The following is a 23,781-nucleotide window of genomic DNA, read 5'->3' on the forward strand; positions in this document are numbered from 1 at the left end:
TATTCTGCTTGCAGCATGATTACTTGGTGTGCATAAATGACAACCAACCAGACCCGAGTCTCAATCGACGGCCCGCCTGATGATCACTGCCGCGCAACTGCGAGCTGCAAGGGCTCTGCTTGGCATCGACCAGCGGCAGCTCGCCGAACTATCCGGACTTTCGGTGCCGACCATCCAGCGCATGGAGGCAAGCGAGGGCACCATCCGAGGCAATGTCGACTCGCTGGTGAAGCTCATCGATGCGCTCGGCGCCGCCGGCGTCGAGGTCATCAACGAGGGAGCCGTCAGTAGCGGCGGCGGCCGCGGCGTCCGACTGAAGGCCGGATCGAGTACGCCGAAGGTACAGATGTGACGCCGGCGGTCGACCAGCAGATTTGGTGTGTAGCCGCACTGCTGGGGACGACCCTTCTCGCGCTCGCAACCAATAGATCGCGCAAATCGACAGCTATCGTCTACGGCGCAACGCTTGCGGTTTCGTTGATCGCCCTCGCCGGCGCGCTGCTCTCTCTCGTTACCCACGCCGACGCGACAGAAATGGTGCTGCCGATCGGCCTGCCCTGGCTCGGATCGCATTTCCGCCTCGACGCGCTCGCTGCATTCTTTCTTGCCGTGGTCAATCTCGGCGGTGCGGCAGCAAGCCTCTATGGCCTCGGCTATGGCAGCCACGAATCTGCGCCGCACCGCATCCTTCCGTTCTTTCCGGCGTTCCTGGCCGGGATGAACCTCGTGGTGCTTGCGGACGACGCGTTCACTTATCTGCTGTGCTGGGAGTTCATGTCGCTCGCATCGTGGGCGCTCGTCATGGCGCACCATCGCGAAGCGGACAATGCACGAGCGGGCTACGTCTATCTGGTGATGGCAAGCTTCGGGACGCTGGCGCTGTTGCTCGCCTTTGGCCTGTTGTCGGGAGGCGGCGTCGGCTACGGATTTGCCGCCATGCGCAGCGCCCATCACACGCCATCCCAAGCGGCCCTGGTGCTTGCGCTGATGTTGCTCGGTGCCGGATCGAAGGCCGGCCTGGTCCCATTGCACGTGTGGCTGCCGCTCGCCCACCCAGCCGCACCGAGCCATGTCTCGGCGCTGATGAGCGGCGTGATGACGAAGGTCGCGATCTACGGATTCGTTCGGGTGGTGTTCGACCTGCTCGGTCCACCAAGCTGGTCGGCAGGGGTCGTCGTGCTGGTCCTCGGCGGCGCGACGGCGGTGATGGGAATTCTCTATGCGCTGATGGAGAACGACCTCAAGCGCCTCCTCGCCTACAGCACGATCGAGAACGTCGGCGTCATCTTCGCCAGCCTCGGCCTCGCGCTCGCCTTCCAAGCCAACGGCCTTGGCGTGGCCGCAGCCCTCGCCTTCACGGCCGCGCTCTTCCATGTCCTCAACCACTCGTTCTTCAAGAGCCTGCTGTTTTTCGGGGCCGGCGCCGTGCTGACCTCGACCGGCGAACGCGACATGGAGAAACTGGGTGGCCTGATCCATCGTATGCCGCTCACGAGCTTCGCCTTTCTGGTCGGTTGTGTCGCGATCTCGGCGCTTCCGCCATTCAACGGGTTCGTGTCGGAGTGGCTGATCTTCCAGGCCGTTCTGCAAAGCCCCAATCTGCCGCAATGGAGCCTGAAGATCATGGTGCCCGCGGTCGGCGCATTGCTGGCACTGGCGGCGGCACTCGCGGCCGCCTGTTTCGTCAAGGCGTTCGGCGTCACATTCCTTGGCCGCGCGCGGAGCCCCGTCGCGGCTGCGGCCGGCGAGGTCGACCGCTATTCGCTGGCGGCGATGTACAGCCTCGCAGCGCTCTGCTTCCTGGCCGGTATTCTGCCGGGCCTCGTCATCGACGCCCTCTCGCCCGTCGCGCAGGCCATCATCGGCCACCGGATGCCGGTCCAGGCAAACGACCCCTGGCTCTCGATCGTGCCGATCGCGGAGAGCCGCAGCTCCTACAACGGATTGCTGGTCTTTGTCTTCATCACGGTCGCGGCGTCACTTGCGATCTATTTCATCCATCGCTTTGCGTCGCGCGCGATCAGACGGGGTCCCGCCTGGGGTTGCGGCTTCGATGATCCGACACCGGCGGCGCAGTATTCCGGGGCCAGCTTCGCGCAGCCGATCCGCCGCGTCTTCGGCACGCTGGCCTTCCGGGCCCGCGAGCATGTCGACATGCCGCCGCCGGGCGACCTGCGGCCTGCTCGCCTCACGGTGGACATGCACGATCTGGTCTGGGAGCAACTGTACACACCGGTGAACAAGGCGGTGTGGTTCGCCGCCGACCGGCTGAACCAGCTCCAGTTCCTGACCATCCGCCGCTATCTCAGCCTCGTCTTTGCAACGCTCGTCACACTGCTGCTGGTGCTGGCGATATGGTCGTGATCTCCGACATGCTCGTGCAGCTCGGGCAGATGACGCTGGTGCTGCTGCTGGCGCCGCTGCTGACCGGCTTCGTACGCAAGATCAAGGCCTGCCTGTTGCGCCGGAAGGGAGCGTCGGTATTCCAACCCTATCGCGACCTGCTTCGGCTGCTGCGCAAGGAGGTCGTGCTCGCCGAGAACGCGTCCTGGCTGTTCCGCGTCACACCCTATGTGACGTTCGCAGCCATCTGGGTCGCGGCGGCGCTGGTCCCGACATTCGCGACCGGACTTCAGTTCAGTTGGAGCGCCGACCTGATCGCGATCGTCGCCCTGCTCGGAAGCGCGCGTTTCTTCCTTGCGCTTGCGGGCATGGATGTCGGCACCAGCTTCGGCGGCATCGGCTCGAGCCGCGAGGTGATGATCGCCGCCCTCGCCGAGCCCGCGATGATGCTGATGGTGTTCTGCGTGGCGCTGATTGCCGGTTCGACCCAGTTGTCGACCGTCGCAACCTTCATGGCGTCGTCGGAGGTGGGACTGCGTGTCTCGCTCGGAATGGCGATGATCGCGCTCATCATGGTGGCGCTCGCCGAGAACGCCCGCATCCCGGTCGACAACCCGGCGACGCATCTCGAGCTCACCATGGTGCACGAGGCGATGATCCTGGAGTATTCCGGGCGTCATCTCGCCATGATCGAGTTCGGCGCCTTTCTCAAGCTCCTGCTCTACGTCTCCTTGATCATCTGCGTGTTCTTCCCGTGGCAGATCACGATCATCGGCGCGGGCCCGCTGTCCTACCTGGTGAGTGTCGGCGCCTATTTCCTCAAGCTCGCCTTCGCGGGCTTTCTCCTCGCCGTATTCGAGACCGCGACGGCGAAGATGCGCGTCTTCCGCGTGCCCGAGTTTCTCGGCGCGGCGCTGATGCTTGGTCTGCTCGGTACGCTTCTTCGATTCGTGTCAGAGAGCTTCTGATGCCAAATCTCGCTTTTGACATCGCCCATCTGCTTGCCGGCGGCCTCGTCCTGATCAGCTTCATGATGCTGTACCAGGACCGCTTGTACGCGCTACTGAACATCTTCGCGCTTCACGCATTGGTGCTCGCATTTTCGGTCGGCTGGCAGGCGTTCATCCAGAATGCACCGCATCTCTACGTGACCGCGGTCATCGCGCTGGTGTTCAAGGCGATCATCATCCCGGTGGCGCTGCACCGGATCATCAAGCAGCTCGGCATTCACCGCGACATCGAGACCGCAGTGGGCATCGGCCCCACCATGCTGGCGGGCATGGGGCTGGTCGCGCTCTCCATGGTGCTGATGCTGCGCGTGACGGGTGCGGCCGATCCGCTGGCCCGGGAAGACCTCGCCTTCGCGCTGTCGGTCGTGCTGCTGGGATTGCTGGTGATGGTGACACGGCGCAACGCCGTCAGTCAGGTGGTCGGCTTCATGTCGCTGGAAAACGGACTGGTGCTGGCGGCGACGGGCGCCAAGGGCATGCCGCTCGTCGTGGAGATCAGCGTCGCGTTTTCGATTCTCATCGCCTTCATCGTGATCGGCGTGTTCCTGTTCCGTATCCGAGAACGGTTCGACACCGTCGATATCGGCGCTCTCGACGAATTCAGGGGAGAACGGCGATGATCGCGGCGTCGGATGCAGTTGCCTGGGTGCTGTTGATCCCGATCTGCGCCGCCGCGGTGCTTGCGGCGCTGCCCGGTTACCGGCTGACTGCCGCGCTCAACGTTGTTGCAAGCCTTGGCACCTTTCTGGCTGCCCTGTCGCTGTTCGTCATCGCGCGCCCGCAGCCCGGCCAGTACCTGCTGGTGGACGACCTCAACATCGTCTTCATCGTGCTCAATACCTTCGTGGGATTCACCACCAGCGTGTTCAGCGCGAGCTACATCGCCCACGAAATCGAAACAGGACGACTGACGCCGGGCTATTTGCGGTTCTACCACGCCATGTATCAGGTCATGATGTTCGGCATGAATCTCGCGTTCGTATCGAACAATATCGGCCTGATGTGGGTCGCGGTCGAGATCGCGACGCTCACCACCGTCATGATGGTCGGCATCTATCGGACGCACGCCGCGCTCGAGGCCGCCTGGAAGTATTTCATCCTCGGCAGTGTCGGCATCGCGCTCGCACTGTTCGGCACGATCCTGGTCTACATGGCGGCGCGACCAGTTGTCGGCGAGGGGCAGGATGCCATGGTCTGGACGGTCCTGATCGATCGCGCCGCGACGTTCGACCCGGCGCTGCTCAACGTCGCCTTCATCTTCCTGCTGTTCGGCTATGGCACCAAGGTCGGCCTGGCGCCACTGCACGCCTGGCTTCCGGATGCGCATGCCGAAGGCCCCACCCCGATCTCCGCCGTACTCTCCGGCCTGCTGCTCAACGTGGCGCTTTATGCGGTGCTCCGCTTCAAGATCCTGCTGGCCGCCAATCCGGACGCGATCTCGCCGGGGCCGCTGATGGTGACGATGGGACTGACTTCGCTGCTGTTCGCTGCCTTCATGCTGTACCGCCGCCGCGACATCAAACGGCTGTTCGCCTATTCCTCGATCGAGCACATGGGCATCATCGTGTTTGCGTTCGGGATGGGCGGTCCGCTCGCCAACTTCGCCGGCCTGCTGCACATGGTGATGCACAGCCTCACCAAGTCGGGGATCTTCTATGCCGTTGGCCACATTGCGCAGGTGAAGGGCACGCAGCAGATCGCCAATATCCGCGGCCTGACCGAAACGCACCCGGCGCTCGGCTGGGGCCTTGCGGTCGGCGTGGTCGCGATCGCCGGTCTGCCGCCGCTCGGCATCTTCATGAGCGAGTTTCTCATCGTCAGCTCGACCTTTGCGCGTCAGCCGCTGCTCGCTGTCCCGCTGGTGCTCGGCCTGCTGCTCGCGTTCGGCGCGCTCGTGCTGCGCCTGACGGGCGTCGCCTTCGGCGAGCCGCGCGGCAGCACCGCCCCGGCGAATGCATCCTACCTGCCGATGTTCGCGCATTTCGCGCTTGTCCTGACTGCGGGCATCTACCTTCCAGGACCGCTCGTCGTCTGGTTCCAGCACGTCGCCAACCTTCTGGGTTAGCGCGAGGGAGAACGGGATATGCCGGCGTTGATCGATCTGATCCAGGCAGGCCGCAAGGTTGAACGGCACCATCCATGGCCGCGCGCGGCCGTCGACGACGAGGCCTGGCTCTCCGCCGCCGGCGCTCTTGCAGAGGGCACTCTGAGTCTGCTCGGCCTATGGGGCGAACCGTCACGCGTGAATATGGCCGTTCTCGACGACAGCGCGTCCGACATCGGCGTGATCAGCCTGGATTGTCCAGATCGCCGTTATCCCTCGGTCGCCATCTATCACCGTCCGGCGCTTCGATTGGAACGCACCATCCACGACCTGTTCGGACTGGAGGCCGTGGGAACGCCAGATACCCGCCCCTGGCTCGATCACGGCCGCTGGCACAAGCGCGCCCCGCTGGGCGAACGCCTCGATGCATCGCCGGAGGGTTCGCCCTATCCGTTCCTTCCGGCCGAGGGTGATGGCCTGCATCAGGTTGCGGTCGGCCCGGTACATGCCGGTGTCATCGAGCCCGGGCATTTCCGCTTCACCGCAAGCGGAGAGACGGTGGTCCGCCTGGAGCAGCGGCTCGGCTACACGCACAAGGGCGTCGAAGGACTGATGGCGGCGAGCACCGTCGAGCAGGCCGCGCGCCTCGCCGGCCGGGTATCCGGCGACAGCACGGTCGCCTACGCACTGGCATTCTCCCAAGCCGTCGAAGCGGCGTTGCAGATCGTCGTGCCCCGCCGTGCGCTATGGCTGCGCGCGCTGATGGCCGAGCTCGAGCGCCTCGCCAATCATCTCGGCGACATCGGCGCGATTTGCAATGATGCGTCGTTTGCGCTGATGCACGCGCATTGTGGCGTGCTGCGTGAGCGCGTGCTGCGCGCCGCCGACGCTGCGTTCGGCCACCGCCTGATGCGGGATATTGTCGTCCCGGGCGGCCTGGCGCGCGACATCGCGGGCGACGGACCGGCGGCGATCCGCACAGCGCTCGGCGAGATCCGCCGGCACTTCCCGGCGCTGGTCGATCTCTACGACAACACCGCCTCGCTCCAGGACCGCACCGTCGGCGCCGGTAGCCTCAATCCTGCGCTCGCCCGGCAATTCGCGGCCGGTGGTTATGTCGGGCGCGCCAGCGGCCGCAATTTTGATGCCCGCCGCACGCCCGGCTATCACCCCTACGAGATGCTGCGCTTCGAGGTCCCTGTCCTCGACGACGGCGACGTCAACGCCCGCGTCTGGATTCGAATCCGCGAGGTCGAGCAAAGCCTGTCGCTTCTGGATCAAATCATGGCTGGGCTTGAAGCCGGTCCGGTCAGGGTGCCGCTGCAAGCCGCATCCGAGCCTTCCGAAGGCATGGCGATGGTCGAGGGTTTTCGGGGCGACATCCTGGCATGGCTGCGCTTGAGCGGTGAGCGGATCGAGCGATGCCATCTGCGCGATCCGTCATGGTTTCAATGGCCGCTGCTGGAGGCCGCCATCGAAGGCAACATCGTGGCGGACTTTCCCCTCTGCAACAAATCGTTCAACTGTTCCTATGCCGGGCAGGATCTCTAAGGACGACGCAGCATGCGCAAACTTCTGTTTCAGAGCCTGCTTCGCCAGCCATTGACCGAACAGGCACCGCGTCCTGACGACGCCGCGCTCGCAGAGCTCGCAGGCCTGGTCGGCCAAACCGCAAGACGCCGGCTCGGCCGCAGCCTCTCGATCCGAGAGGTTGACGCAGGCTCATGCAACGGATGCGAGCTGGAAATTCACGCCCTGAACAATGCATATTACGACGTCGAACGGTTCGGAATCCGCTTCGTCGCCTCGCCGCGTCATGCCGACGTCCTGCTCGTCACCGGTCCCGTCACAAAGAACATGCGCGAAGCGCTTGAGCGCACCTACAATGCAACCCCCAACCCCAAATGGGTTGTCGCGGCAGGCGATTGCGCCAGAGACGGCGGATGCTTTGCCGGCAGCTATGCGGTGGTTGGAGGGGTCTCCGCGGTCGTGCCGGTCGATCTCCACATTCCGGGCTGTCCTCCACCCCCGCTGGCCATTCTGCGCGGCCTTCTTGCCTTGCTGGTCGAAGTGGACTCTGACATCGCGGCACGGTGAGAAGAGAAGCGGCGGCCTGCACTCACGCAGCACCCCGACTAGGTTGACCTGAAACAGCATTGGAGGTCACCTCTCCCTTGGGAGAGGTCGATTTGCGCAGCAAATCGGGTGAGGGGTTATGGTCTATCGAGAGCGCAAGGGCCCTCACCCGGATTGCATCTGACGATGCAATCCGACCTCTCCCCGACGGGGAGAGGTCGACCGAAGCCGCGGCGAGTCGATTCCACCCAAACTCATCCCGCTCTAGCCGCTGTCGCGCAGCACCAGCTCGAAGCCGAGGTCGACGCGGCGCTCGCCGCCGCGCTCCAGCGTCAGCGTTGCTGCGGTGCGGCCGATCGCATCGCCATGCACGCTGATCGTGCTCAGCGCCGGCGAGATCAGCCGGCCCATTTCGAGATCGCCGAGACCGATGACGGCAACCGGCTGCTCCGACGCTGAGCCGTCGCGCGACAGGCCAGCCTTGCGCAAGCCCGCCATGAAGCCGATCGCGTGCGCATCGTTGGCGGCGAACACCGCATCGACATCAGGCAGGCGGGCATGCGCTGCGACGCTGCCGGAGGCGTTGCGATCGAGGATCAGCCGTCGCGGCTCGGCTAAGCCGCTCGCCAGGATCTCGTCCTTGAAGCCGAGCCAGCGCCGCGTCGCGCGCGGATCGTCGCCGCCGATAAATGCGAGCTGCTTGCGTCCTTGCCCAACCAGATGTTTCGCGACGGCCACGCCGGCCTTGTAATTGTCGAAGCCCGCGACTGCATCGATCGGTGTTGCCGGCAAATCCCAGGTCTCGACAATCGGAATGCGCGCGTTGCGCAGCAGGCGGCTGCCTTCCTCCGTCGCCGGCGAACCGACCATGATGATCGCTTCCGGCCGTCGCGACAGCAGCGCTGCGAGCATGCGGTCCTCGCGCGCCGCGTCATAGCGCGACTGCGCCAGGATGACCGAAAAGCCGAGCGGCTCGAGCTTGTCGGATAATCCCTGCACCGTGTCGGCGAAGATCGAGTTGGCGATCGTCGGCACCAGCACGCCGATCGAATTGGTTCGCGCGCTCGCCAGCGCGCCCGCGACCAGGTTCGGGACATAGCCGAGTTCGCGCATCGCCTGCTCGACCCGCGCGCGGGTCTCGGGAGCGACCAGATCGGGCATCCGCACCACGCGGCTCACCGTGATCGAGGAGACGCCGGCGCGCTTGGCCACGGCCGAAAGCGTGGGCGCGGCATCGGCCGGAGCGACCTCGGGATCCGTCTGTTCGGGGCTCATGGCTCGACCCTGCCCGATTCCGGGTTGCCAAGCCATCATGTTAGCGCTAACATGACCATATGTTAGCGCTAACATAGCGCAAAGAAAGGGAGAACGGCATGATTTCGGATGAACTGGTTCAGGCCTACAAGCGCGACGGGGTGATCGTGGTCCCCGAGGTGCTCGACCAGGAGACCCTCGGGCGGGTGCGCGCGGTGCTCGCAGACCTGGTCGCCGGCGCCGCTGACGTCACCGAGCACACCGACGTCTACGACCTCGAGCCGGGTCATACTCGAGAAACTCCCCGCGTCCGCCGCATCAAGGCGCCGCACAAGGTGCATCCGATCTTCGACGAGATCGTCCGCAGCCCGGCCGTGATCTCGATCCTCACCAAGCTAATCGGCCCCGGGCTCCGCCTGCACGGCTCCAAGCTCAACATGAAGTCGGCGCAATACGGCTCGCCGGTCGAGTGGCACCAGGACTGGGCGTTCTATCCGCACACCAATGACGACATCCTCGCGATCGGCGTGCTGCTCGACGATTGCGATCTCGAGAACGGCCCGATGCTGGTGACGCCGGGATCGCACACCGGCAGCACCGTGTGGGACCATCATGGCGATGACGGTTGCTTCGCCGGCCTGATCGATCCCGATCTGATCCAGGACGACATCAAGCGCGCGGTGCCCTGCATGGGCAAGGCCGGCAGCATGTCGTTCCATCATGTGCGCGCGCTGCACGGCTCGGCGACCAACACCTCGAGCAAGCCGCGCAACTTGTTGCTCTACGAAGTGGCCGCCAGCGACGCCTGGCCGCTGATGGGGGTGAAGGACTTCGACGAGTTCAACAGCCGGCTGCTCGCCGGCCCTGCGGTGGTCTCACCGCGGCTCACCGATGTACCGGTGCGCATGCCGCTGCCGCCCGCGAAGCGGCAGGGATCGATCTACGAGACTCAATCGGCGTCGAAGAAATCCTACTTCACCCGCGCCGCCTAAGACCGATGACGATGCCCGCGGCAACGCCGCGGGCATCGCTGCTTTCTCGAGCATGATCCGGAAAAGTGGATACCGGTTTTCCGAAGAGATCATGCTCAAACAAAACGATCATAAGAACACACAGAACGGGGAAACCAATGACCAAGATGGCAGATGGCGCCAGCAAATCGCGCCTGCGTGTGATTCTGGCCGCAAGCGTCGGCTCCGCGCTCGAATGGTACGACTTCTTTCTCTACGGCACCGCCGCTGCGCTGGTGTTCGGCGAGCTGTTCTTTCCGAAGAGTGATCCCATCGTCGGCACGTTGCTGTCGTTCCTCACCTTCGGCGTCGGTTTCGTGGTGCGGCCGCTCGGCGGCCTTCTGTTCGGCATCCTCGGCGATCGCTACGGCCGCAAGCCGGTGCTGGTCGCAACGCTGCTGATGATCGGCATCGGCACCACCGCGATCGGCTTTCTGCCGACCTACGCGCAGGTCGGGATCTGGGCGCCGCTCTTGCTGGTGGCGATGCGCGTCATCCAGGGCCTCGGCGCCGGCGCCGAATATGGCGGGGCGGTGATCTATCTGGTCGAGAACGCTCCGCCGAGACACCGCGGCTTCTGGGGCGGCTTTGCGCCGCTCGGCGTCTCCGTCGGCAACCTGCTCGCCGCCGGCGCGTTCGCGCTGGTGACGATGCTGCCGCGCGAAGACCTGATGAGCTGGGGCTGGCGCCTGCCCTTCCTGGCAAGCTTCCTGCTGATCGTCGTCGGCATCTTCGTCCGCATGCGCGTGACCGAGACGCCGGTCTATACCGAAGCCGTGGTCGAACGCGGCAAGGTCGAGAGCAATCCGGCGATGGAGGCGCTGCGGCGTCATCCGCGCAACTTCCTCGTCGTGCTCGGCGCGCGAATGGCCGAGAACGGGCTCGGCTATTTCTTTCCGGTGTTCGGCCTAAGCTACGTGATCACCACCCTGGGCGTGCCGAAATCGGAAGCGCTCAGCGCGCTGATGCTCGCCTTCACGGTCGAGCTGTTCGCAATCCTCGGCTTCGCCGCATTATCCGACCGGATTGGTCGGCGGCCGGTCTACATGTTCGGCGCAGTGGCCGGCGTGGCGCTGGCCTTCCCGTTCTTCTGGATGGTCGGCACCAAGAGCTGGATCATGATTGCGCTTGCTTTCATCCTGGCACGCGCCGTCGTGACCGCCGCAATGTTCGGACCGCAGGCCGCCTATTTCGCCGAGCTGTTCCCGCCGCAGCGCCGCTTCGCCGGCTTCGCCTTCGCACGTGAACTGGGCTCGCTGCTGTCGGGCGGTCCGGCGCCGTTCGTCGCCACTGCATTGGTGGCGGCCTACGGCACCTGGTGGCCGGTCGCCTGCTACGCCATGTTCCTGTCCGCCTGCACGGTGGTCGCGATCTGGATCGGGCCCGAGACCTATCAGGAAAGCATCTCGGCCGACGAGACCGCGCGCGAGGAATTGCCCGCGGCTATCCCGGCCCGGGCCTGAGCCGTGGCGCAGCAGCTTCGTGTCCTGCAGTCGCTCTGGGCGATGGAGCGGCGGCTGGCCGATGAGCCGGAGTGGCCGCTCGAGACCCAGCTCGCGATGATCCGCGATGCCGGCTTCGACGGCGTAGGCGTGCGCTTCATTGATCCAGCCTTCGCTCGTGAAGTCACCGGCTTCCTTCGCGCGCATGGCATGATCTGGCAGGCGCAGTGCTATCCGAAGGCAGTCGACGACCTGAAGCCGGTGCTCGAGCTGGTGGCGCAGCTCGGCGCCGACCACATCAACCTGCAAGCGGACGTTCGCCCGCGACGGCTTTCCGATTGCATTCCGCTGCTCGAAGGCTGGCGGCGGCTTGCCGAGCAAGCGGCCGTTGCGGTGCATGTCGAAACCCACCGCGACCGTATGACGACCGATCTGCTCTTCACGCTCGATCTGCTCGACTGCTTTCCCGACCTGCGGCTGACCGCTGATCTCTCGCACTATCTGGTCGGCCGTGAATTCGCCTGGCCGGTCGACGACGTCAACCACGCGCTGATCCGTCGCATCCTCGACAACGCCTGGGGCATCCACGGCCGCATCGCAAGCCGCGAGCAGGTGCAGATCTCGCTCGGCTTTCCGCAACATCAGGGCTGGGTCTCCCTGTTCACGGGCTGGTGGGACTACGCCATCCGCTCCTGGCGGAAACGCGCCGGCCCCGATGCGACACTGACCTTTCTCTGCGAGCTCGGTCCTCCACCCTACGCCATCACGGGACCGGACGGCCGGGAACTGTCCGACCGCTGGCAGGACGCGCTGGTTATGAAGGACATGATCCGCGCACTCTGGGATCGCATCGCAGACGAGCCGCAAGACCAATCCGCGCGTTGATTCCGTCTCACCTCGGCGGCATCCTGACACGAACCGAAGTTCAGGACGCCGCGAGGACCCTTGCGCGTGCACGGCCGAACCCAATCGCTTCGACGCTTCGCGTGCACGATCGCTGCCATCGCGGCGATCTTCCCCTGCACGCGGGCGCGCGCGGCGGAGCCGACACTGAATGTCGCGACCATGCGGCAGGTAGCGACCATCGACCCGCGCTTCCAGTCCTACAACATCGAGATGGTCGAGGTAACCGGCGGACGGTTCTGGAAGCCCTATGCATCCAACGCCCAAGCCGCCGCCGCGAGGGATGACAGGTTCGCGGCGCGCGCTCCGATCGATCTTCACGATGGCAGGCTGCGCAGGCTCGCTGCGGCGCTGGCTCCCGCCTATCTCCGTGTCAGCGGGACCTGGGCCAACAGCACGTTCTTTGCAGATACGGACAGCCCACCATCCGCGCCGCCCGCAGGCTTCAAGGGCGTTCTTACACGCCAGCAGTGGCGCGACGTCATTGACTTCTCCGACGCCGTCGACGCGCCGATCGTCACATCATTTGCGATCAGCGCCGGCACGCGCGACGCCGGCGGGCATTGGACCTCGGAGCAGGCCCGGCACCTGCTCGCTTTCACGCAATCCGTCGGTGGACATCTCGCCGCGAGTGAATTCATGAATGAGCCCGATCTCCCGGCGATCGGCGGCGCGCCCCGCGGCTACGATATTGCGGCCTACCGCCGGGACTTTGCCACGTTCCGCGCCTTCATGAAGCGCACCGCGCCTGATGTGGCGATCCTTGGTCCGGGCACGTCCGGCACCGGTGCGGACGCCGCGTCGCTTTTCAAGGCGGTGGCACCACACGTCGATGCGATTTCGTATCATTATTATGGTGCGATCTCAGCGCGATGCGGCGGCGATCGCACGCCCGAGGCGGCATTGTCAGAGGAATGGCTGGCAAGAACGGACAAGACGCTCGCCCGCTACAAGGCGCTGCGCGATCGCTTCGCAGCGGGCAAGCCGATCTGGTTGACCGAGACCGGAGAGACGGCATGCGGCGGCAACCGCTGGGCCGCCACCTTCGCCGATACGTTCCGCTATCTCGATCAACTCGGGCGGCTCGCGAAGGCCGGCGTTCGGGTCGTGATCCACAACACGCTCGCCGCAAGCGATTATGGGCTGCTCGACGAGCAGACCCGTTTGCCGCGGCCGAACTATTGGGCCGCGCTGCTGTGGCGACGCTTGATGGGCACAACCGCGCTCGATCCCGGCAACGCGACGCGCGCGGGCTTCCATGTCTACGCCCATTGCGCGCGCGACACGCCGGGCGGCGTTGCCCTGCTCGTCATCAACAGCGACCGCAACAAGCCGAGCGAGCTGGTGCTGCGGGCCGCCGCACAGCGCTACACGCTGGCAAGCGACAATCTTGCTGCCGGCTCGGTTCGGCTCAATCGAACGGCGCTGACGCTGGATGCCGCGGACCAGCTCCCGCCGCTCGCCGGCGAAGCGACCACGGCAGGAACGATCAAGTTTGCGCCGGCCACGATCACATTCCTGATCGTGGCCAAGGCTGGCAATGCGAACTGTCCGTAGTGACCGGATGCCTCACGCAGCGCTGCGGTCGGCGTCGGAGGTCTCCGGCGGACGCGCAATGAGATGGCCGAGCATGATCGCCGTCATCAGCCGCTCCATCTCGAGCCGCGCGGTGACATGCGACATCGTCGGACGCGCGCCGGGCGCGAGCTGGCTGATGTCGTCGAGCGCGGTCAGCCCGCGCGGATAGAATTCGCGAAAGATCACCCGCTCGGCCAAGCCATCGACGAGACGGAAGGTCAACGTCTTCGATAGCTCGCCCAAGGCGTCGCCGACCAGGCGCTTGTTGCGCGAGCCGAGCATGGACAGGCGATTGCGCAGCACCACCCATTCGAATGCCGGCTGATCATGCGCACCGCGCTCGCGCCGCGCCTCCTCCACCATCTTCGAATAATGGCTGATGCCGGTCACCTTGAAGTCGTTGGGGTCGATCGTGCCGAGCACATCGAAATCGAGGAAGCTGTCGTTCAGCGGCGTAATCAGCGTGTTCGCCAGGGAATGCATGAACGAGGTCAGGTAGGTATCGTACCCGGGACAATCGACGACGACGAAATCATGCGACCGGCTGAGCCGCTCGACGATTTCGCCAAGCGCGCTGCGCCCGAGCGTCTCGACCTCGCTGGTCCTTCCGTTCACCGTCTCGAAGCACATATGCGTGGGAACGCCGAGCTCAAGCGAGGTTTCTCGCGCCCAGTCGCGCCTGTTATCGATGTAGTGCGTCAGCGATTTCTGCTTGTTGTCGAGATCGATGGTTGCGACACGCTGACCCGCCTTGATCAGCGCGATGGCGACATGCATGGCAATTGTCGATTTGCCCGAGCCACCCTTGTTGTTTCCTACGACAATTACACGTGCGTTTGTCATGCGATTCCAGACCGGACGCTTGAGCCAAAGCAGGATGCAGTAGAATTCAAGTATTGGAGTCGAATCTCCCTGATTCGACGAATCCCGACAAGAGTCGTCGCTGCGCCGTCATGATCGAAACGCAGTGGTTGCGACATGATTGCCACAACCAGACTTTGCAGGCACGTATCGTGAACGCGGCTAAAGCGTGATGAATTCAGTTCGGATCGGTTTTAGCCACGCGTTCGGTTCACCTCTCCCCAACGGGGAGAGGTCGATTTGCGGAAGCAAATCGGGTGAGGGGCCGCGGCGCTAACGGGAGACCGTAATCCCTCACCCGGCGCTGCGCGCCGACCTCTCCCAAGGGAGAGGTGAACCGTCGCCGCTCCAGCTCAACCTAATGTCATCTCGCTTCAGCGACCCTGGAAGGTTGCGGCGCGGCGCTCGACGAACGACCTGATGCCCTCGGCCGCATCGGCGGTGTTGAGCACGCGCTCGCGGATCTGCGGAATGATCGCGATCGCGGCCTGCTCGCCGGCCTCGATGAATTTGCGGCCCGCTTCCTTCGTCACCTGGATCCCGAGCGGTGCGTTCCGCGCGATGATCTCTGCGAGCACCATCGCGCGCTCGACCTGCTGCCCCGCCGGTACGACTTCCTGCACCAGGCCGATCCGATGTGCTTCGGCAGCCGAGAACTCGTCGCACAGCAGCAGGTGATACATCGCATCACCCCACCCTGCACGGCTAATGTATCGGAAATGCGCGCCCGCGAGCGGCGCGATCCCGCGCTTTGCCTCCATCTGGCAGAAGCGGCTGTCATCGGCGGCGACAACGATGTCGCCCGCCAGCATCATCTCGATGCCGACCGTGAACACGATACCCTGCACCGCGGTGACGATCGGCTTCCGGCATCGCTTCGAGAGCCCGAACGGATCGACATTGCCTTCCGGCAACGGCTTGCGTGTTGCGGTTGGACCGAAGAATTTCGGCATGTCGAGGCCGGCCGTGAAATTGTCTCCGGCTGCGCAGAGCACGCCGACCCAGAGACTGTCGTCGTGATCGAGCAGCGTGAGCGCATCCGACAGCTCCGCCATCATCTCCGGGCTGAACGCATTCTTCTTCGCGGGATTATCGATGACGACCTTCAGGATGCGGTCGTGCCGTTCGTAACGGACCCGCCCTTCGCTTGCGCTGCCGGACATCGGCTCCTCCCATCCTTGTGACCCGTCCAATTCTGCATGATGCTTGTCATCTAGATATATGATGGTCATAATCCCAATGCAGAGTCAAATTGCCGAGGATGACGATGGGGCATTCCCAGGCCGACAAGGCCAGGAGCCGCGAGCGGATACTGCACGAGGCCGCGACGCAGATCCGTGACAAGGGACTGGACGCCGTGAGCATCGGCAGCCTGATGCAGAAAGTGAATCTCACGCATGGCGGCTTTTACGGACACTTCGCGTCCCGCTCCGAGTTGATCGCCGCCGCCCTGGAACAGGCATTGGCCGCCGGTGAGGCCGCGGCCCGCGCCTCGCGCGATCCCGACAAGCAGGTCAGCTTGAGTTCGATGGCCCGTAGCTATCTCAGCCGCACACATCGCGACGCCCGCAAGTCCGGCTGCGCGATCGCCGCATTGATTTCGGACGTCGGCCGCGCGGACGAAGCGTGCCGCGCGGTGATGGAGCCGCATATCGAGGCGTTCATCGCCGGGGTCGCCGAGGCATTCGGCGACGACGACGATACCCGCGCGATGATGGCCGTCAGTGCGATGGTCGGTGCGCTCGCGATCTCGCGGGTTGTCACGGATCAGAAGCGCTCCGATGCCGTACTGCGCACGGTGCGCGACGCAATCATCGCCATGGCATCGGACGAATGAATTGGCCCGCGACGCGGGCGGTGTCGATGGAGTGAGCAATGAACGATCGATCCATCCCTGGGTCCACGGCGGTGCAGGGCAGCGTTCTCATCGCAGGCGTCGGTGCGTCAAACGGGCTCGGCGCTGCGATTGCGCGACGCTTTGCCGCCGGCGGTTATCCAGTTGCGATCGCGGGCCGCAATGCCGACAAGTTGGCGGCGACCGCAGCCGAGCTCGCCGCGACCGGCGCAGAGGTCGCCCATGTCGTCGGCGATGCGTCCAGCGCGGCGGACGTTGCGCGCTTCGTCGAGGTGGCCGAGCAGCTCGCCCCGCTCGCCATGGCCGTTCACAACGCAGGGTCCAACCGGCCGGCGCCGTTCCTGAAGGTCAGCGAGCAGCGCTTCGAAGAACACTGGCGCGAGCATGCGCTCGGCGGCTTTCAGTTGGCGCAGGCCGTAGTCCCGGCTTTGTTGAAGCGCGGCGGCGGCACGCTGGTGTTTACCGGTGCCAGCGGCTCGCTGCGCGGCAAGGCCAACTACGCGCCCTTCGCCGCAGCCAAGGCCGCACTCCGCGCGCTGGCACAGAGCGTGGCGCGCGAGTTCGGGCCGCAGGGCATCCATGTCGGTCACGTCGTGATCGATGGCGGCATCGAGGGTGATCGCCTGCTGAGCGTGCGGCCGCAGTTGAAAGATGATCGCGGACCAGACGGGCTACTCAACATCGCGGCCATCGCGGATGCCTATTGGGTGCTGCATCACCAGCATCGCAGCGCCTGGACGCTGGAGCTCGATCTGCGACCATGGGCGGAGTCGTTCTGACAGCGCCCTGCCCTCCGACGGAAACCCAGCGTTTCTCGGCACAGCCTTGTCCGGCTGCAAACAGCCATTAATTGCTCGCCATCCCAACCGAAGCCGCCATGGCGCGGACTTGCGGACAGCTTGCCGCAGGCCGGCCTCCCGACTCGTGCGGATGGGCGGTGCGTGGCGAACGTCCGCTGCCCCGACAACTGGATTGACAGATGACCACCTCCCTCGAATTTGGGCTCGATACGTTCGGCGACGTCACCAAGGACGCTGCCGGAGAGCCGCTGCCGCACGCCCAGGTGATCCGCAACGTCGTCGACGAAGCTATCCTCGCTGATGAACTCGGGATCGACTTCATCGGGCTCGGCGAGCATCACCGGGCCGACTTCGCAATCTCCTCGCCCGAAACCGTGTTGGCGGCGATTGCCGCGCGCACCAGGAATATCCGGCTCGGCTCAGCGGTGACCGTGTTGAGTTCGGACGACCCGATCCGGGTGTTCCAGCGCTTTGCCACGGTCGACGCCGTCTCGAACGGCCGCGCCGAGGTGATTCTCGGCCGCGGCTCCTTCACCGAGTCGTTTCCGCTGTTCGGCTTCGACCTCCGGCAATACAACGAGTTGTTCGAGGAGAAGCTCGATCTGTTCACCGAACTCCTGAAGCAAGAGCCGGTGACCTGGCAGGGCAAGCTGCGCCCGCCGCTCAACAATCAATCGGTTTATCCGCCGGTCGAGCACGGCCGGCTGAAAACCTGGATCGGTGTCGGCGGCAGCCCCGAATCGGTGGTGCGCGCGGCGCACTACGACCTGCCGCTGATGCTTGCCATCATCGGCGGCGATCCAAAGCGCTTCGCGCCCTATGTCGAGTTGCACCAACGCGCCTACAGGCAATTCGGACGCGAGCCGAAGCCGATCGGCGTGCACTCGCCGGGTTACGTCGCCGAGACCGACGCCCAAGCCAGGGAAGAGCTGTGGCCCGACTACAAGATCATGCGCGACCGGATCGGCAAGGAGCGCGGCTGGCCACCGATGGGGCGCGACGAGTTCGTGGCGGAGGCCGATCATGGATCGCTCTATGTCGGCTCACCGGAAACAGTTGCCCGCAAGATCGCGGCAACGGTGAAGGCCCTCGGGCTGGCGCGCTTCCAGTTGAAATATTCGGCAGGCCCGCTGCCGCACGAGAAGCTGATGAAGAGCATCGAGCTCTATGGACGCAAGGTGGTGCCGATGGTCCGCGACATGCTGGCGTCGTGACTCACTATCGTCAGCACTCAAAAGCAAAACCCCCGGCGTTTCCACCGGGGGCTCTGTTAGATCCTGATCAGATCAACCGGTATTACCAGTTACGCTGAGCGCGGAGCAGAAGCATGTAGGTGTTCTGGTCCTTCAGCTCGTACACGGCAGCCGGCTTGCCGATCGACGCAGTGCCGGGGAAAGCGATGGTACCGGCATAGTTCTGATCCAGATGGGTGTAGGTGAAGTCGGCCGAGAAGGTCAGGTTCTTCACCGGGGTCCACTGGGTCTGCGTACCGAGCTGCGCAATGTTGTAGTCGGGGTTGCAGGAGGTCAGACCTGCGGTGCCGAACAGAACGCCGAACGTGCCACCCACACCGTTGCCGGCCGGGCCGCAGATGTAGCCCTTGGCCGTGCTGTTGTAGTTAACCTGAGCCCAGGCACCGTAGATGCTGGTGTTCCAGTTCGGGCTCCAGTTGTGGACATACGCGCCGCGGACGCCCCAGGTCTTGATCGTCTGCTGCTGCCCACCGGTGACGAACACGGTGTCCGGCGCAACGCCGAAGCCGATGCTCTGGTAGGCACCAGGGATACCCGTGCCGCCGAAGATGGTGTTGGCACCAGCCGAACCGGCCAGATCCTGGATGTTGTAGCGGGTCGCACCATCCGTGTAGACGCCCTGCAAGTTGATGGTGTCGCCAGGTCCGGTCGGGATGTTCTTGATCGACAAGGCCAACTGACCAGCCCAGCCCCACTTGTCGTCCGGATGACCGGTCAACTCGGTGCCGCCGTAGTAGGCCGCATGGTTGTCATGCGCCGCAAACGACGCCTGGAACAGACCCCAAGCCTGATCGACGCGCAGCATCGCGACGAGATCAGGAGCAACCGTGCCGGCATAGTCCGACGCACCGTAGGGCGACGTCAGAACGGCCAGATTCTGCACACCAGCCTGATAGTACTGGGTCTGATCCTGAGCCGACAGAGACAGCGACACGCCGTTGCCGAACTGCGCAGTGTAAGTGAACTGGTTCACACCAGTGACCGTGCCGCCGCCGCCGACGAGACCGTCGTAGCTGTTGCCCGGATAGTTGGTCCACGGCGCCGAGAACTGCGAGACCGCCTTACCGATGGTGAAGCCGGCGAACTGGATGAAGGCGTAGTAGACGCCGAGCGCACCGCCGGCGACGCCGCCACCAGTGGCGTTACCCGTTCCAGGCGACGTGCCGATCGGAGCGTAAACGGTCGCGCCGTTGCCGAGACCAGCATAGTTGTCGGTCGTCCAGGAGAAGGTCGCATCGAAGAAGGTGCGGACAACGCCGTACTCGGTCGCGGTGCGCGTATCGATGTTCAGGTCTTCACGAGAGCGCCAGGTATAGCCGTTGGTGAAACGGTTGTTCGCACCACCAGCGCCCGAGGTGTTGCCGGTGTGGTCCGAGTTCGTGTTGATCACGACGTCGCCGCGCAGGTAGCCGCCCAGCTTGATACAGGTATCGGTGCCCGGAATGTAGTAGAACCCGGGACCATACAGGGAGCAGACCTTCACGTATTCAATGGCCTTGGCCTTGACGGGAAGGTCAGCCGCCTGAGCTCCGCCGACCGCGACCAGAGCCGCCGCCGAGCCGAGGATAAGGCTCTTAACCATCTTCATGTTAAACCTCCAAGTTGCTCTATCTCAGGGAAGGTTCCGGATCCGCCGGGTAGAACACCCTCAGGTTGGTTCCCTTGTCCCTTAATCCCCGCTCAGTCGCTTCGCGCCTTCGGACACACCCGCATGAACGCGAGGGACTTAAGCGAACCACCTAAAACGGGACGACCTCGGGATGCCCCCCTCCGTCGTAGTTCCATATGAGACAGAAGCCCCCCGATCACGCAACAAAAGACCGCTCGGTTTCGGATCAGTTGCGGCTGTTTTCGGGCAGATGTTGCACAAATATCACGGACTTTTGAACTGCGGCAATTACGCAAGTCTTTGATATTTAAAGATAATATCTGAGACGGGATGGATCGTCGCAAGTCTTGGGCAGCACCCTGGGGAACGGCGCGCAGGACACATAATACAAGGGAGCGCACGCAAACTTGCGTCCGATCGAGCCGCGCTGATTCCGATCTTCGGGCTCGGCTTTCCAGAGAAAGTGCCGATATCTGAGCGACATAGCGGCCATACAATACCGCCGACTCATGCACGGAACCGTGCACAGCAGCGGCCGATAGGCCGGATCGCAGCCGCTGAAGTCGGCGCTGCCCAACAGATAAGACGCACCATCCGGAGCCACTCCGCCCGGATGTGCTGGGAACCCTCATCTTGCGGAGAGCATGCGAAGCGATCACCTTCGACGCGAAAGAAACCATCCACTGAGACCAGCCATTCCGTCGCAGAGAGATGGAGCGCACGATCACGCGTCTCAGCAAAGCGCAACTCAAGGGGCTCGAAGCGGCCGCACGTGGATGCGTGATGCGGACCAGCACAGGCTCAGTTTGGACAATCACCGGTCCTGCCGGCAGCAAGGCATTGTGGCGCTTATTCCGCGAGGACTTGATCGAAGTCGAGCCCGCGAACGAGCATCAAACTCAAGTCCCCATGGTCTTGACCGCAAAAGGCCAGGCGCTTCTAGCCGCCATTCGATCTCAACCTCATACCTGAGGCATCGCGCAAAAGTTCGTTGCGAACCGTACCAGGCGGCGTGCGCTTTATTCGCGAGATCAAGCGGCGACGGTGAGCGCCCCCTGCGACGGCCCCGACGGGATTGCGATTGACGCCGGGGCCGCTTGCACCACCTGTCGGTCGATTTGGGAGGAGTAAAATCGGCCAAGGTAGCCGTAACACCAAAGCACAACCAGTGTTTGAGGCAAGGGCAGATCGTGCCAAGTTCCCGGTTGCATCGATTTGACGCGCCGACGTGCGTGCAGGAAAGGCGCGCCAAGAGATAGCTGTCCTCCTACAGGCTTTGCCGCTGCTTTCAGTCGGCAAGAACATTGTCGCGCATCACATAGCTTCGACGACGACGTTGATGCTGTCGATCACGCCGACGCTTTGCCTCCATTGCATCACAATTGATGCACAACCAAAACCATGAACGCCCATTGCCGGTGCACACGATCCGGTTCAAGGCTAGCTTTCCTCGGCATGGCGGTTTGGCGCATCCCTCACGGCCCCCAGCCCCATGCGGCGGCCACCATTGCCGGGGAACCGTGACGCCGGCTGTTCCGTTCGCGATCATCGAGCAAGCGCGGGTCGCGTCGTCGCAACGGGCCGCAAAGCTCGCGAGCAAGACGTCGGCTTGCCGGCGTCTCTTCACATCCATTCAAGACTGATCGCCGTTTCCAATTCGCCTCGCCCGCCATCGCTTCCTTGCTCTTACGTGTCGCGCACAGCGACACCTGGCTCAGCGTGCGCGCGCTCACCAAGCTTGCCCCGCTCACGGTGGCATGATTGACTATTTAAACCTAAGCGTGTTGTCGCGTTGAGTGTGGCTTTTGGCTTTGGCGAGCGTCCGGTGCAGCCGGCGGTGCGCAGTGATGGTGGTGACGATGCCGAGAATGGCAGTGAATATCGAAGAGAAAGAATTGATACTAATGCTGCGCGAGTGGAGACGTGAGGTTGGCGGGTTTGGATGGTCGGCGGTGCACATCATCCGCCAAGATGGTCGCGGTTGGGAGGTCAAGTTCAAGTTCGCGGTTGGCGGAGCGCGTTGCGGCACCGGCCAGAGCTTTAGTTCAGCCTGGAATGCGCTGAGACCTGAGTGATTTGATTTGTTGTCGCGCGACGGGGCATGGCTCGATGCCGCATCTGCGTCGGATCGTTTGCTTGAGTTCGTTGCGGTCGGCGACAAGCATTGGACGGAGAGCCCAGCCAGTTATGGCTCGTTCAGATGGGCCAAGGCCTCCTGTTTCAATTCCGCGACAACCTGTTCGCGATCCGCGGCGTTTCGACTTCCTTCGGGATCTCCCTCGCTGGCCGCTGGTTGCCAGTGGCGGAGTGCTCGCATCGTCTCCTCATAGTCCGCGCAAATCCCTCTAAACTGCTCGTCACGAATGAAGCGACGCCGAATATCAAGTTCGCGACGCGGGAAGCGGGCCACGATCGAGCGGAGGTTCTCCATGGCTTGAACCCGCTTCTCACATTGCCCAGCATTGGTCCAACGGCGAGCGCGTCAAGGTACGAACATGTTCACACCTCGCGTCACATGTCCGGACAAGACACCGCCCAGCGAGTGGGAGAGCTCCCTCGGGTCCTTGCGAAGAGAGGTCAACGCGGTGCGGGAGGCGGCGCGTCGCACCAGGAGGAACCCACGCAAGAGTCGTAGACGCGGCAATTCGACGGTCCGGCAGAGACATATTGGCTGAATTTAGAACAGATCGTCTCGAGGCATCTCGAGGTGAACGAGTTCGCGATATTTTCTCCGCCTCTGCAAAGGCGGCAAATGAATAGACCGCCTGAACGGCGGGCTACCATATGCCGTGAAGCGACGGACAGGAAGAGTCCAGGTATCGCGTTTGATGCAACGCCGCGAACCGCCTCCAGGCAAATTCGTTGAAGCGTCACGGCCAAGTCACCTCGGGCCGAAGTGTGATTTCCGCCGCGCATTCAGGTGCCAACATCGGCGCAAGTGAACATGCCCAAAAGCAACGGCCCCAGCGTCTGTCGGACGCTGGGGCCACTGGAGATCATCGGGCCGGGTACATCCGCCGCGCCCTTCGATCCCTTGACGCGCCAATTAGTGCACCCGATCATGGACCCGATGTGACAGGAACGCGGCATCCGGGTGATGATATTTCGCCAGCACCTATTATCGACCATCGCGCATCGACGGAACACCTGGCCAACCAGTTTGGCCGCCAACGTCACTGGACTCTGAAGCCATCTCGATCCTTCTTCGCAACAGCAGATTTCCGACATTAAAGACGTTGAGGCCGTTTTGACCGAAGACGATCGCAAAGCCCGAAGTCTGGCACGATTTGCATAGTCAACCTCAAGGAGTCGTCGCAAGACTTATGGGATCTGAGAACGGATCGTGACCCGCCACTTGCCTGCTGAATCGCAACGCAAGGGGGTCACCATCGTTTGCGAGTTCGTCATTGGTCCGGTGCCACCGCAGCGCCGACTTTCGCGCTCTCATCGCTTCGCAACCCGTAAACGGCTGCCGGTGGTACGATCACTTGCATGGGCTTGGGAGGTGAGAACGTGTCGAGCTACCTGCATTTGCAGATCCGCGAGATGAAGCCGAAAGAAATCAGCCGTATCATGACGGCTTACCGGCAAACGCTACAAACGCTCTGCGTCAAGGATGGCGACGATCCGCTTACGGATATGATCGCAAAAGCAATCATCAAGGTTGCGCAAGCCGGCATCGACGATCCCGCAGAGATTTCGGCTCAGGCGATCAAGGAGCTGGAAGTTCGGTGACCGATGCT

The 23,781-nt window shown here is 63.7% G+C and carries 21 protein-coding genes; 16 read left to right on the forward strand and 5 right to left on the reverse strand.

Annotated elements, in window-relative coordinates; genetic code table 11:
* Positions 1-79 precede the first annotated feature (79 nt).
* From P6U30_RS26450 to P6U30_RS26480, 7 genes are read left to right on the forward strand one after another with little or no spacing between them, the layout of a single operon-like run.
* The gene (locus P6U30_RS26450) at positions 80-352 is read left to right on the forward strand and encodes a helix-turn-helix domain-containing protein (protein ID WP_407147714.1); all 273 of its coding nucleotides are present in this window, start codon (positions 80-82) and stop codon (positions 350-352) included.
* Positions 349-2,364 (forward strand): hydrogenase 4 subunit B, encoded by a 2,016-nt coding sequence (gene hyfB, locus P6U30_RS26455; protein ID WP_407165798.1) that lies wholly within the window; start codon positions 349-351, stop codon positions 2,362-2,364. Before P6U30_RS26450 ends, hyfB begins: the two co-directional genes overlap by 4 nt.
* The gene (locus tag P6U30_RS26460; protein WP_407165799.1) at positions 2,355-3,311 is read left to right on the forward strand and encodes a respiratory chain complex I subunit 1 family protein; all 957 of its coding nucleotides are present in this window, start codon (positions 2,355-2,357) and stop codon (positions 3,309-3,311) included. Before hyfB ends, P6U30_RS26460 begins: the two co-directional genes overlap by 10 nt.
* Positions 3,311-3,973: a hydrogenase-4 component E gene (locus P6U30_RS26465; RefSeq protein ID WP_407165800.1), complete on the forward strand. Its 663-nt coding sequence runs from the start codon at positions 3,311-3,313 to the stop codon at positions 3,971-3,973. The genes P6U30_RS26460 and P6U30_RS26465 overlap by 1 nt, the downstream gene beginning before the upstream one ends.
* On the forward strand, positions 3,970-5,418 hold the full coding sequence (locus P6U30_RS26470; protein WP_407165801.1) for a hydrogenase 4 subunit F: 1,449 nt from the start codon (positions 3,970-3,972) through the stop codon (positions 5,416-5,418). Before P6U30_RS26465 ends, P6U30_RS26470 begins: the two co-directional genes overlap by 4 nt.
* An 18-nt stretch (positions 5,419-5,436) precedes the next feature.
* Positions 5,437-6,948 carry an NADH-quinone oxidoreductase subunit C gene (locus P6U30_RS26475; RefSeq protein WP_407165802.1) on the forward strand — a complete coding sequence of 504 codons (1,512 nt, stop codon included), beginning with the start codon at positions 5,437-5,439 and terminating at the stop codon, positions 6,946-6,948.
* Positions 6,949-6,960: 12 nt separating this feature from the next.
* Complete coding sequence (locus P6U30_RS26480) at positions 6,961-7,494, forward strand: NADH-quinone oxidoreductase subunit B family protein (RefSeq protein WP_407165803.1); 534 nt, start codon at positions 6,961-6,963, stop codon at positions 7,492-7,494.
* Positions 7,495-7,737: 243 nt separating this feature from the next.
* Here P6U30_RS26480 and P6U30_RS26485 read toward each other — a convergent pair whose 3' ends face one another.
* Entirely contained in the window at positions 7,738-8,748 is a 1,011-nt protein-coding gene (locus tag P6U30_RS26485; RefSeq protein WP_407165804.1) for a LacI family DNA-binding transcriptional regulator, read from the reverse strand.
* A gap of 98 nt (positions 8,749-8,846) precedes the next feature.
* On the opposite strand from P6U30_RS26485, the gene P6U30_RS26490 reads away from it, so the two are divergent.
* The 4 genes from P6U30_RS26490 to P6U30_RS26505 all read left to right on the forward strand — a co-directional run bounded on the left by P6U30_RS26490 (position 8,847) and on the right by P6U30_RS26505 (position 13,639).
* The gene (locus P6U30_RS26490) at positions 8,847-9,719 is read left to right on the forward strand and encodes a phytanoyl-CoA dioxygenase family protein (RefSeq protein ID WP_407165805.1); all 873 of its coding nucleotides are present in this window, start codon (positions 8,847-8,849) and stop codon (positions 9,717-9,719) included.
* A gap of 137 nt (positions 9,720-9,856) precedes the next feature.
* Positions 9,857-11,200, forward strand: a complete 1,344-nt coding sequence (locus P6U30_RS26495; RefSeq protein WP_407165806.1) for an MFS transporter — start codon at positions 9,857-9,859, stop codon at positions 11,198-11,200.
* 3 nt (positions 11,201-11,203) lie between these two features.
* Entirely contained in the window at positions 11,204-12,064 is an 861-nt protein-coding gene (locus tag P6U30_RS26500; protein ID WP_407165807.1) for a sugar phosphate isomerase/epimerase family protein, read from the forward strand.
* Positions 12,065-12,130: 66 nt separating this feature from the next.
* Positions 12,131-13,639 (forward strand): hypothetical protein, encoded by a 1,509-nt coding sequence (locus tag P6U30_RS26505; RefSeq protein ID WP_407165808.1) that lies wholly within the window; start codon positions 12,131-12,133, stop codon positions 13,637-13,639.
* A gap of 12 nt (positions 13,640-13,651) precedes the next feature.
* Here P6U30_RS26505 and P6U30_RS26510 read toward each other — a convergent pair whose 3' ends face one another.
* Positions 13,652-14,437 (reverse strand): division plane positioning ATPase MipZ, encoded by a 786-nt coding sequence (locus P6U30_RS26510; protein WP_407165809.1) that lies wholly within the window; start codon positions 14,435-14,437, stop codon positions 13,652-13,654.
* 458 nt (positions 14,438-14,895) lie between these two features.
* A complete protein-coding gene (locus tag P6U30_RS26515; protein ID WP_407165810.1) occupies positions 14,896-15,684 on the reverse strand; it encodes a crotonase/enoyl-CoA hydratase family protein in 789 nt (262 codons plus the stop codon).
* 98 nt (positions 15,685-15,782) lie between these two features.
* Here P6U30_RS26515 and P6U30_RS26520 point away from each other — a divergent pair, with 98 nt between their 5' ends.
* The 3 genes from P6U30_RS26520 to P6U30_RS26530 all read left to right on the forward strand — a co-directional run bounded on the left by P6U30_RS26520 (position 15,783) and on the right by P6U30_RS26530 (position 18,390).
* A complete protein-coding gene (locus P6U30_RS26520) occupies positions 15,783-16,358 on the forward strand; it encodes a TetR/AcrR family transcriptional regulator (RefSeq protein WP_407165811.1) in 576 nt (191 codons plus the stop codon).
* Between the two features lie 38 nt (positions 16,359-16,396).
* Positions 16,397-17,155 carry an SDR family NAD(P)-dependent oxidoreductase gene (locus P6U30_RS26525; RefSeq protein WP_407165812.1) on the forward strand — a complete coding sequence of 253 codons (759 nt, stop codon included), beginning with the start codon at positions 16,397-16,399 and terminating at the stop codon, positions 17,153-17,155.
* Between the two features lie 200 nt (positions 17,156-17,355).
* Positions 17,356-18,390 (forward strand): LLM class flavin-dependent oxidoreductase, encoded by a 1,035-nt coding sequence (locus P6U30_RS26530; RefSeq protein ID WP_407165813.1) that lies wholly within the window; start codon positions 17,356-17,358, stop codon positions 18,388-18,390.
* Between the two features lie 82 nt (positions 18,391-18,472).
* On the opposite strand, the gene P6U30_RS26535 is transcribed toward P6U30_RS26530, so the two are convergent.
* Positions 18,473-20,017 carry a porin gene (locus tag P6U30_RS26535; RefSeq protein WP_407165814.1) on the reverse strand — a complete coding sequence of 515 codons (1,545 nt, stop codon included), beginning with the start codon at positions 20,015-20,017 and terminating at the stop codon, positions 18,473-18,475.
* A 1,889-nt stretch (positions 20,018-21,906) separates the two neighbouring features.
* Between P6U30_RS26535 and P6U30_RS26540 the strand changes: the two genes are divergently transcribed.
* On the forward strand, positions 21,907-22,113 hold the full coding sequence (locus P6U30_RS26540) for a hypothetical protein (protein ID WP_407165815.1): 207 nt from the start codon (positions 21,907-21,909) through the stop codon (positions 22,111-22,113).
* Between the two features lie 110 nt (positions 22,114-22,223).
* On the opposite strand, the gene P6U30_RS26545 is transcribed toward P6U30_RS26540, so the two are convergent.
* The gene (locus P6U30_RS26545; protein ID WP_407165816.1) at positions 22,224-22,469 is read right to left on the reverse strand and encodes a hypothetical protein; all 246 of its coding nucleotides are present in this window, start codon (positions 22,467-22,469) and stop codon (positions 22,224-22,226) included.
* Positions 22,470-23,551: 1,082 nt separating this feature from the next.
* On the opposite strand from P6U30_RS26545, the gene P6U30_RS26550 reads away from it, so the two are divergent.
* The gene (locus tag P6U30_RS26550) at positions 23,552-23,773 is read left to right on the forward strand and encodes a hypothetical protein (protein ID WP_407165817.1); all 222 of its coding nucleotides are present in this window, start codon (positions 23,552-23,554) and stop codon (positions 23,771-23,773) included.
* Positions 23,774-23,781 lie beyond the last annotated feature (8 nt).

It is taken from the genome of Bradyrhizobium sp. ORS 111, from assembly GCF_045571485.1.
Taxonomy (GTDB): Bacteria; Pseudomonadota; Alphaproteobacteria; order Rhizobiales; family Xanthobacteraceae; genus Bradyrhizobium.

Bases quoted from the DNA above. Each gene is read 5' to 3' on its own strand.
- P6U30_RS26520 (WP_407165811.1), top strand. From the start codon at position 15,783: ATGACGATGGGGCATTCCCAGGCCGACAAGGCCAGGAGCCGCGAGCGG.
- P6U30_RS26540 (WP_407165815.1), top strand. From the start codon at position 21,907: ATGGCAGTGAATATCGAAGAGAAAGAATTGATACTAATGCTGCGCGAG.
- P6U30_RS26515 (WP_407165810.1), bottom strand. From the start codon at position 15,684: ATGTCCGGCAGCGCAAGCGAAGGGCGGGTCCGTTACGAACGGCACGAC.
- P6U30_RS26475 (WP_407165802.1), top strand. From the start codon at position 5,437: ATGCCGGCGTTGATCGATCTGATCCAGGCAGGCCGCAAGGTTGAACGG.
- P6U30_RS26465 (WP_407165800.1), top strand. From the start codon at position 3,311: ATGCCAAATCTCGCTTTTGACATCGCCCATCTGCTTGCCGGCGGCCTC.
- P6U30_RS26480 (WP_407165803.1), top strand. From the start codon at position 6,961: ATGCGCAAACTTCTGTTTCAGAGCCTGCTTCGCCAGCCATTGACCGAA.
- P6U30_RS26460 (WP_407165799.1), top strand. From the start codon at position 2,355: ATGGTCGTGATCTCCGACATGCTCGTGCAGCTCGGGCAGATGACGCTG.
- P6U30_RS26490 (WP_407165805.1), top strand. From the start codon at position 8,847: ATGATTTCGGATGAACTGGTTCAGGCCTACAAGCGCGACGGGGTGATC.
- P6U30_RS26450 (WP_407147714.1), top strand. From the start codon at position 80: ATGATCACTGCCGCGCAACTGCGAGCTGCAAGGGCTCTGCTTGGCATC.
- P6U30_RS26525 (WP_407165812.1), top strand. From the start codon at position 16,397: ATGAACGATCGATCCATCCCTGGGTCCACGGCGGTGCAGGGCAGCGTT.
- P6U30_RS26470 (WP_407165801.1), top strand. From the start codon at position 3,970: ATGATCGCGGCGTCGGATGCAGTTGCCTGGGTGCTGTTGATCCCGATC.
- P6U30_RS26510 (WP_407165809.1), bottom strand. From the start codon at position 14,437: ATGCATGTCGCCATCGCGCTGATCAAGGCGGGTCAGCGTGTCGCAACC.
- P6U30_RS26530 (WP_407165813.1), top strand. From the start codon at position 17,356: ATGACCACCTCCCTCGAATTTGGGCTCGATACGTTCGGCGACGTCACC.
- P6U30_RS26535 (WP_407165814.1), bottom strand. From the start codon at position 20,017: ATGAAGATGGTTAAGAGCCTTATCCTCGGCTCGGCGGCGGCTCTGGTC.
- P6U30_RS26545 (WP_407165816.1), bottom strand. From the start codon at position 22,469: ATGGAGAACCTCCGCTCGATCGTGGCCCGCTTCCCGCGTCGCGAACTT.
- P6U30_RS26485 (WP_407165804.1), bottom strand. From the start codon at position 8,748: ATGAGCCCCGAACAGACGGATCCCGAGGTCGCTCCGGCCGATGCCGCG.
- P6U30_RS26495 (WP_407165806.1), top strand. From the start codon at position 9,857: ATGACCAAGATGGCAGATGGCGCCAGCAAATCGCGCCTGCGTGTGATT.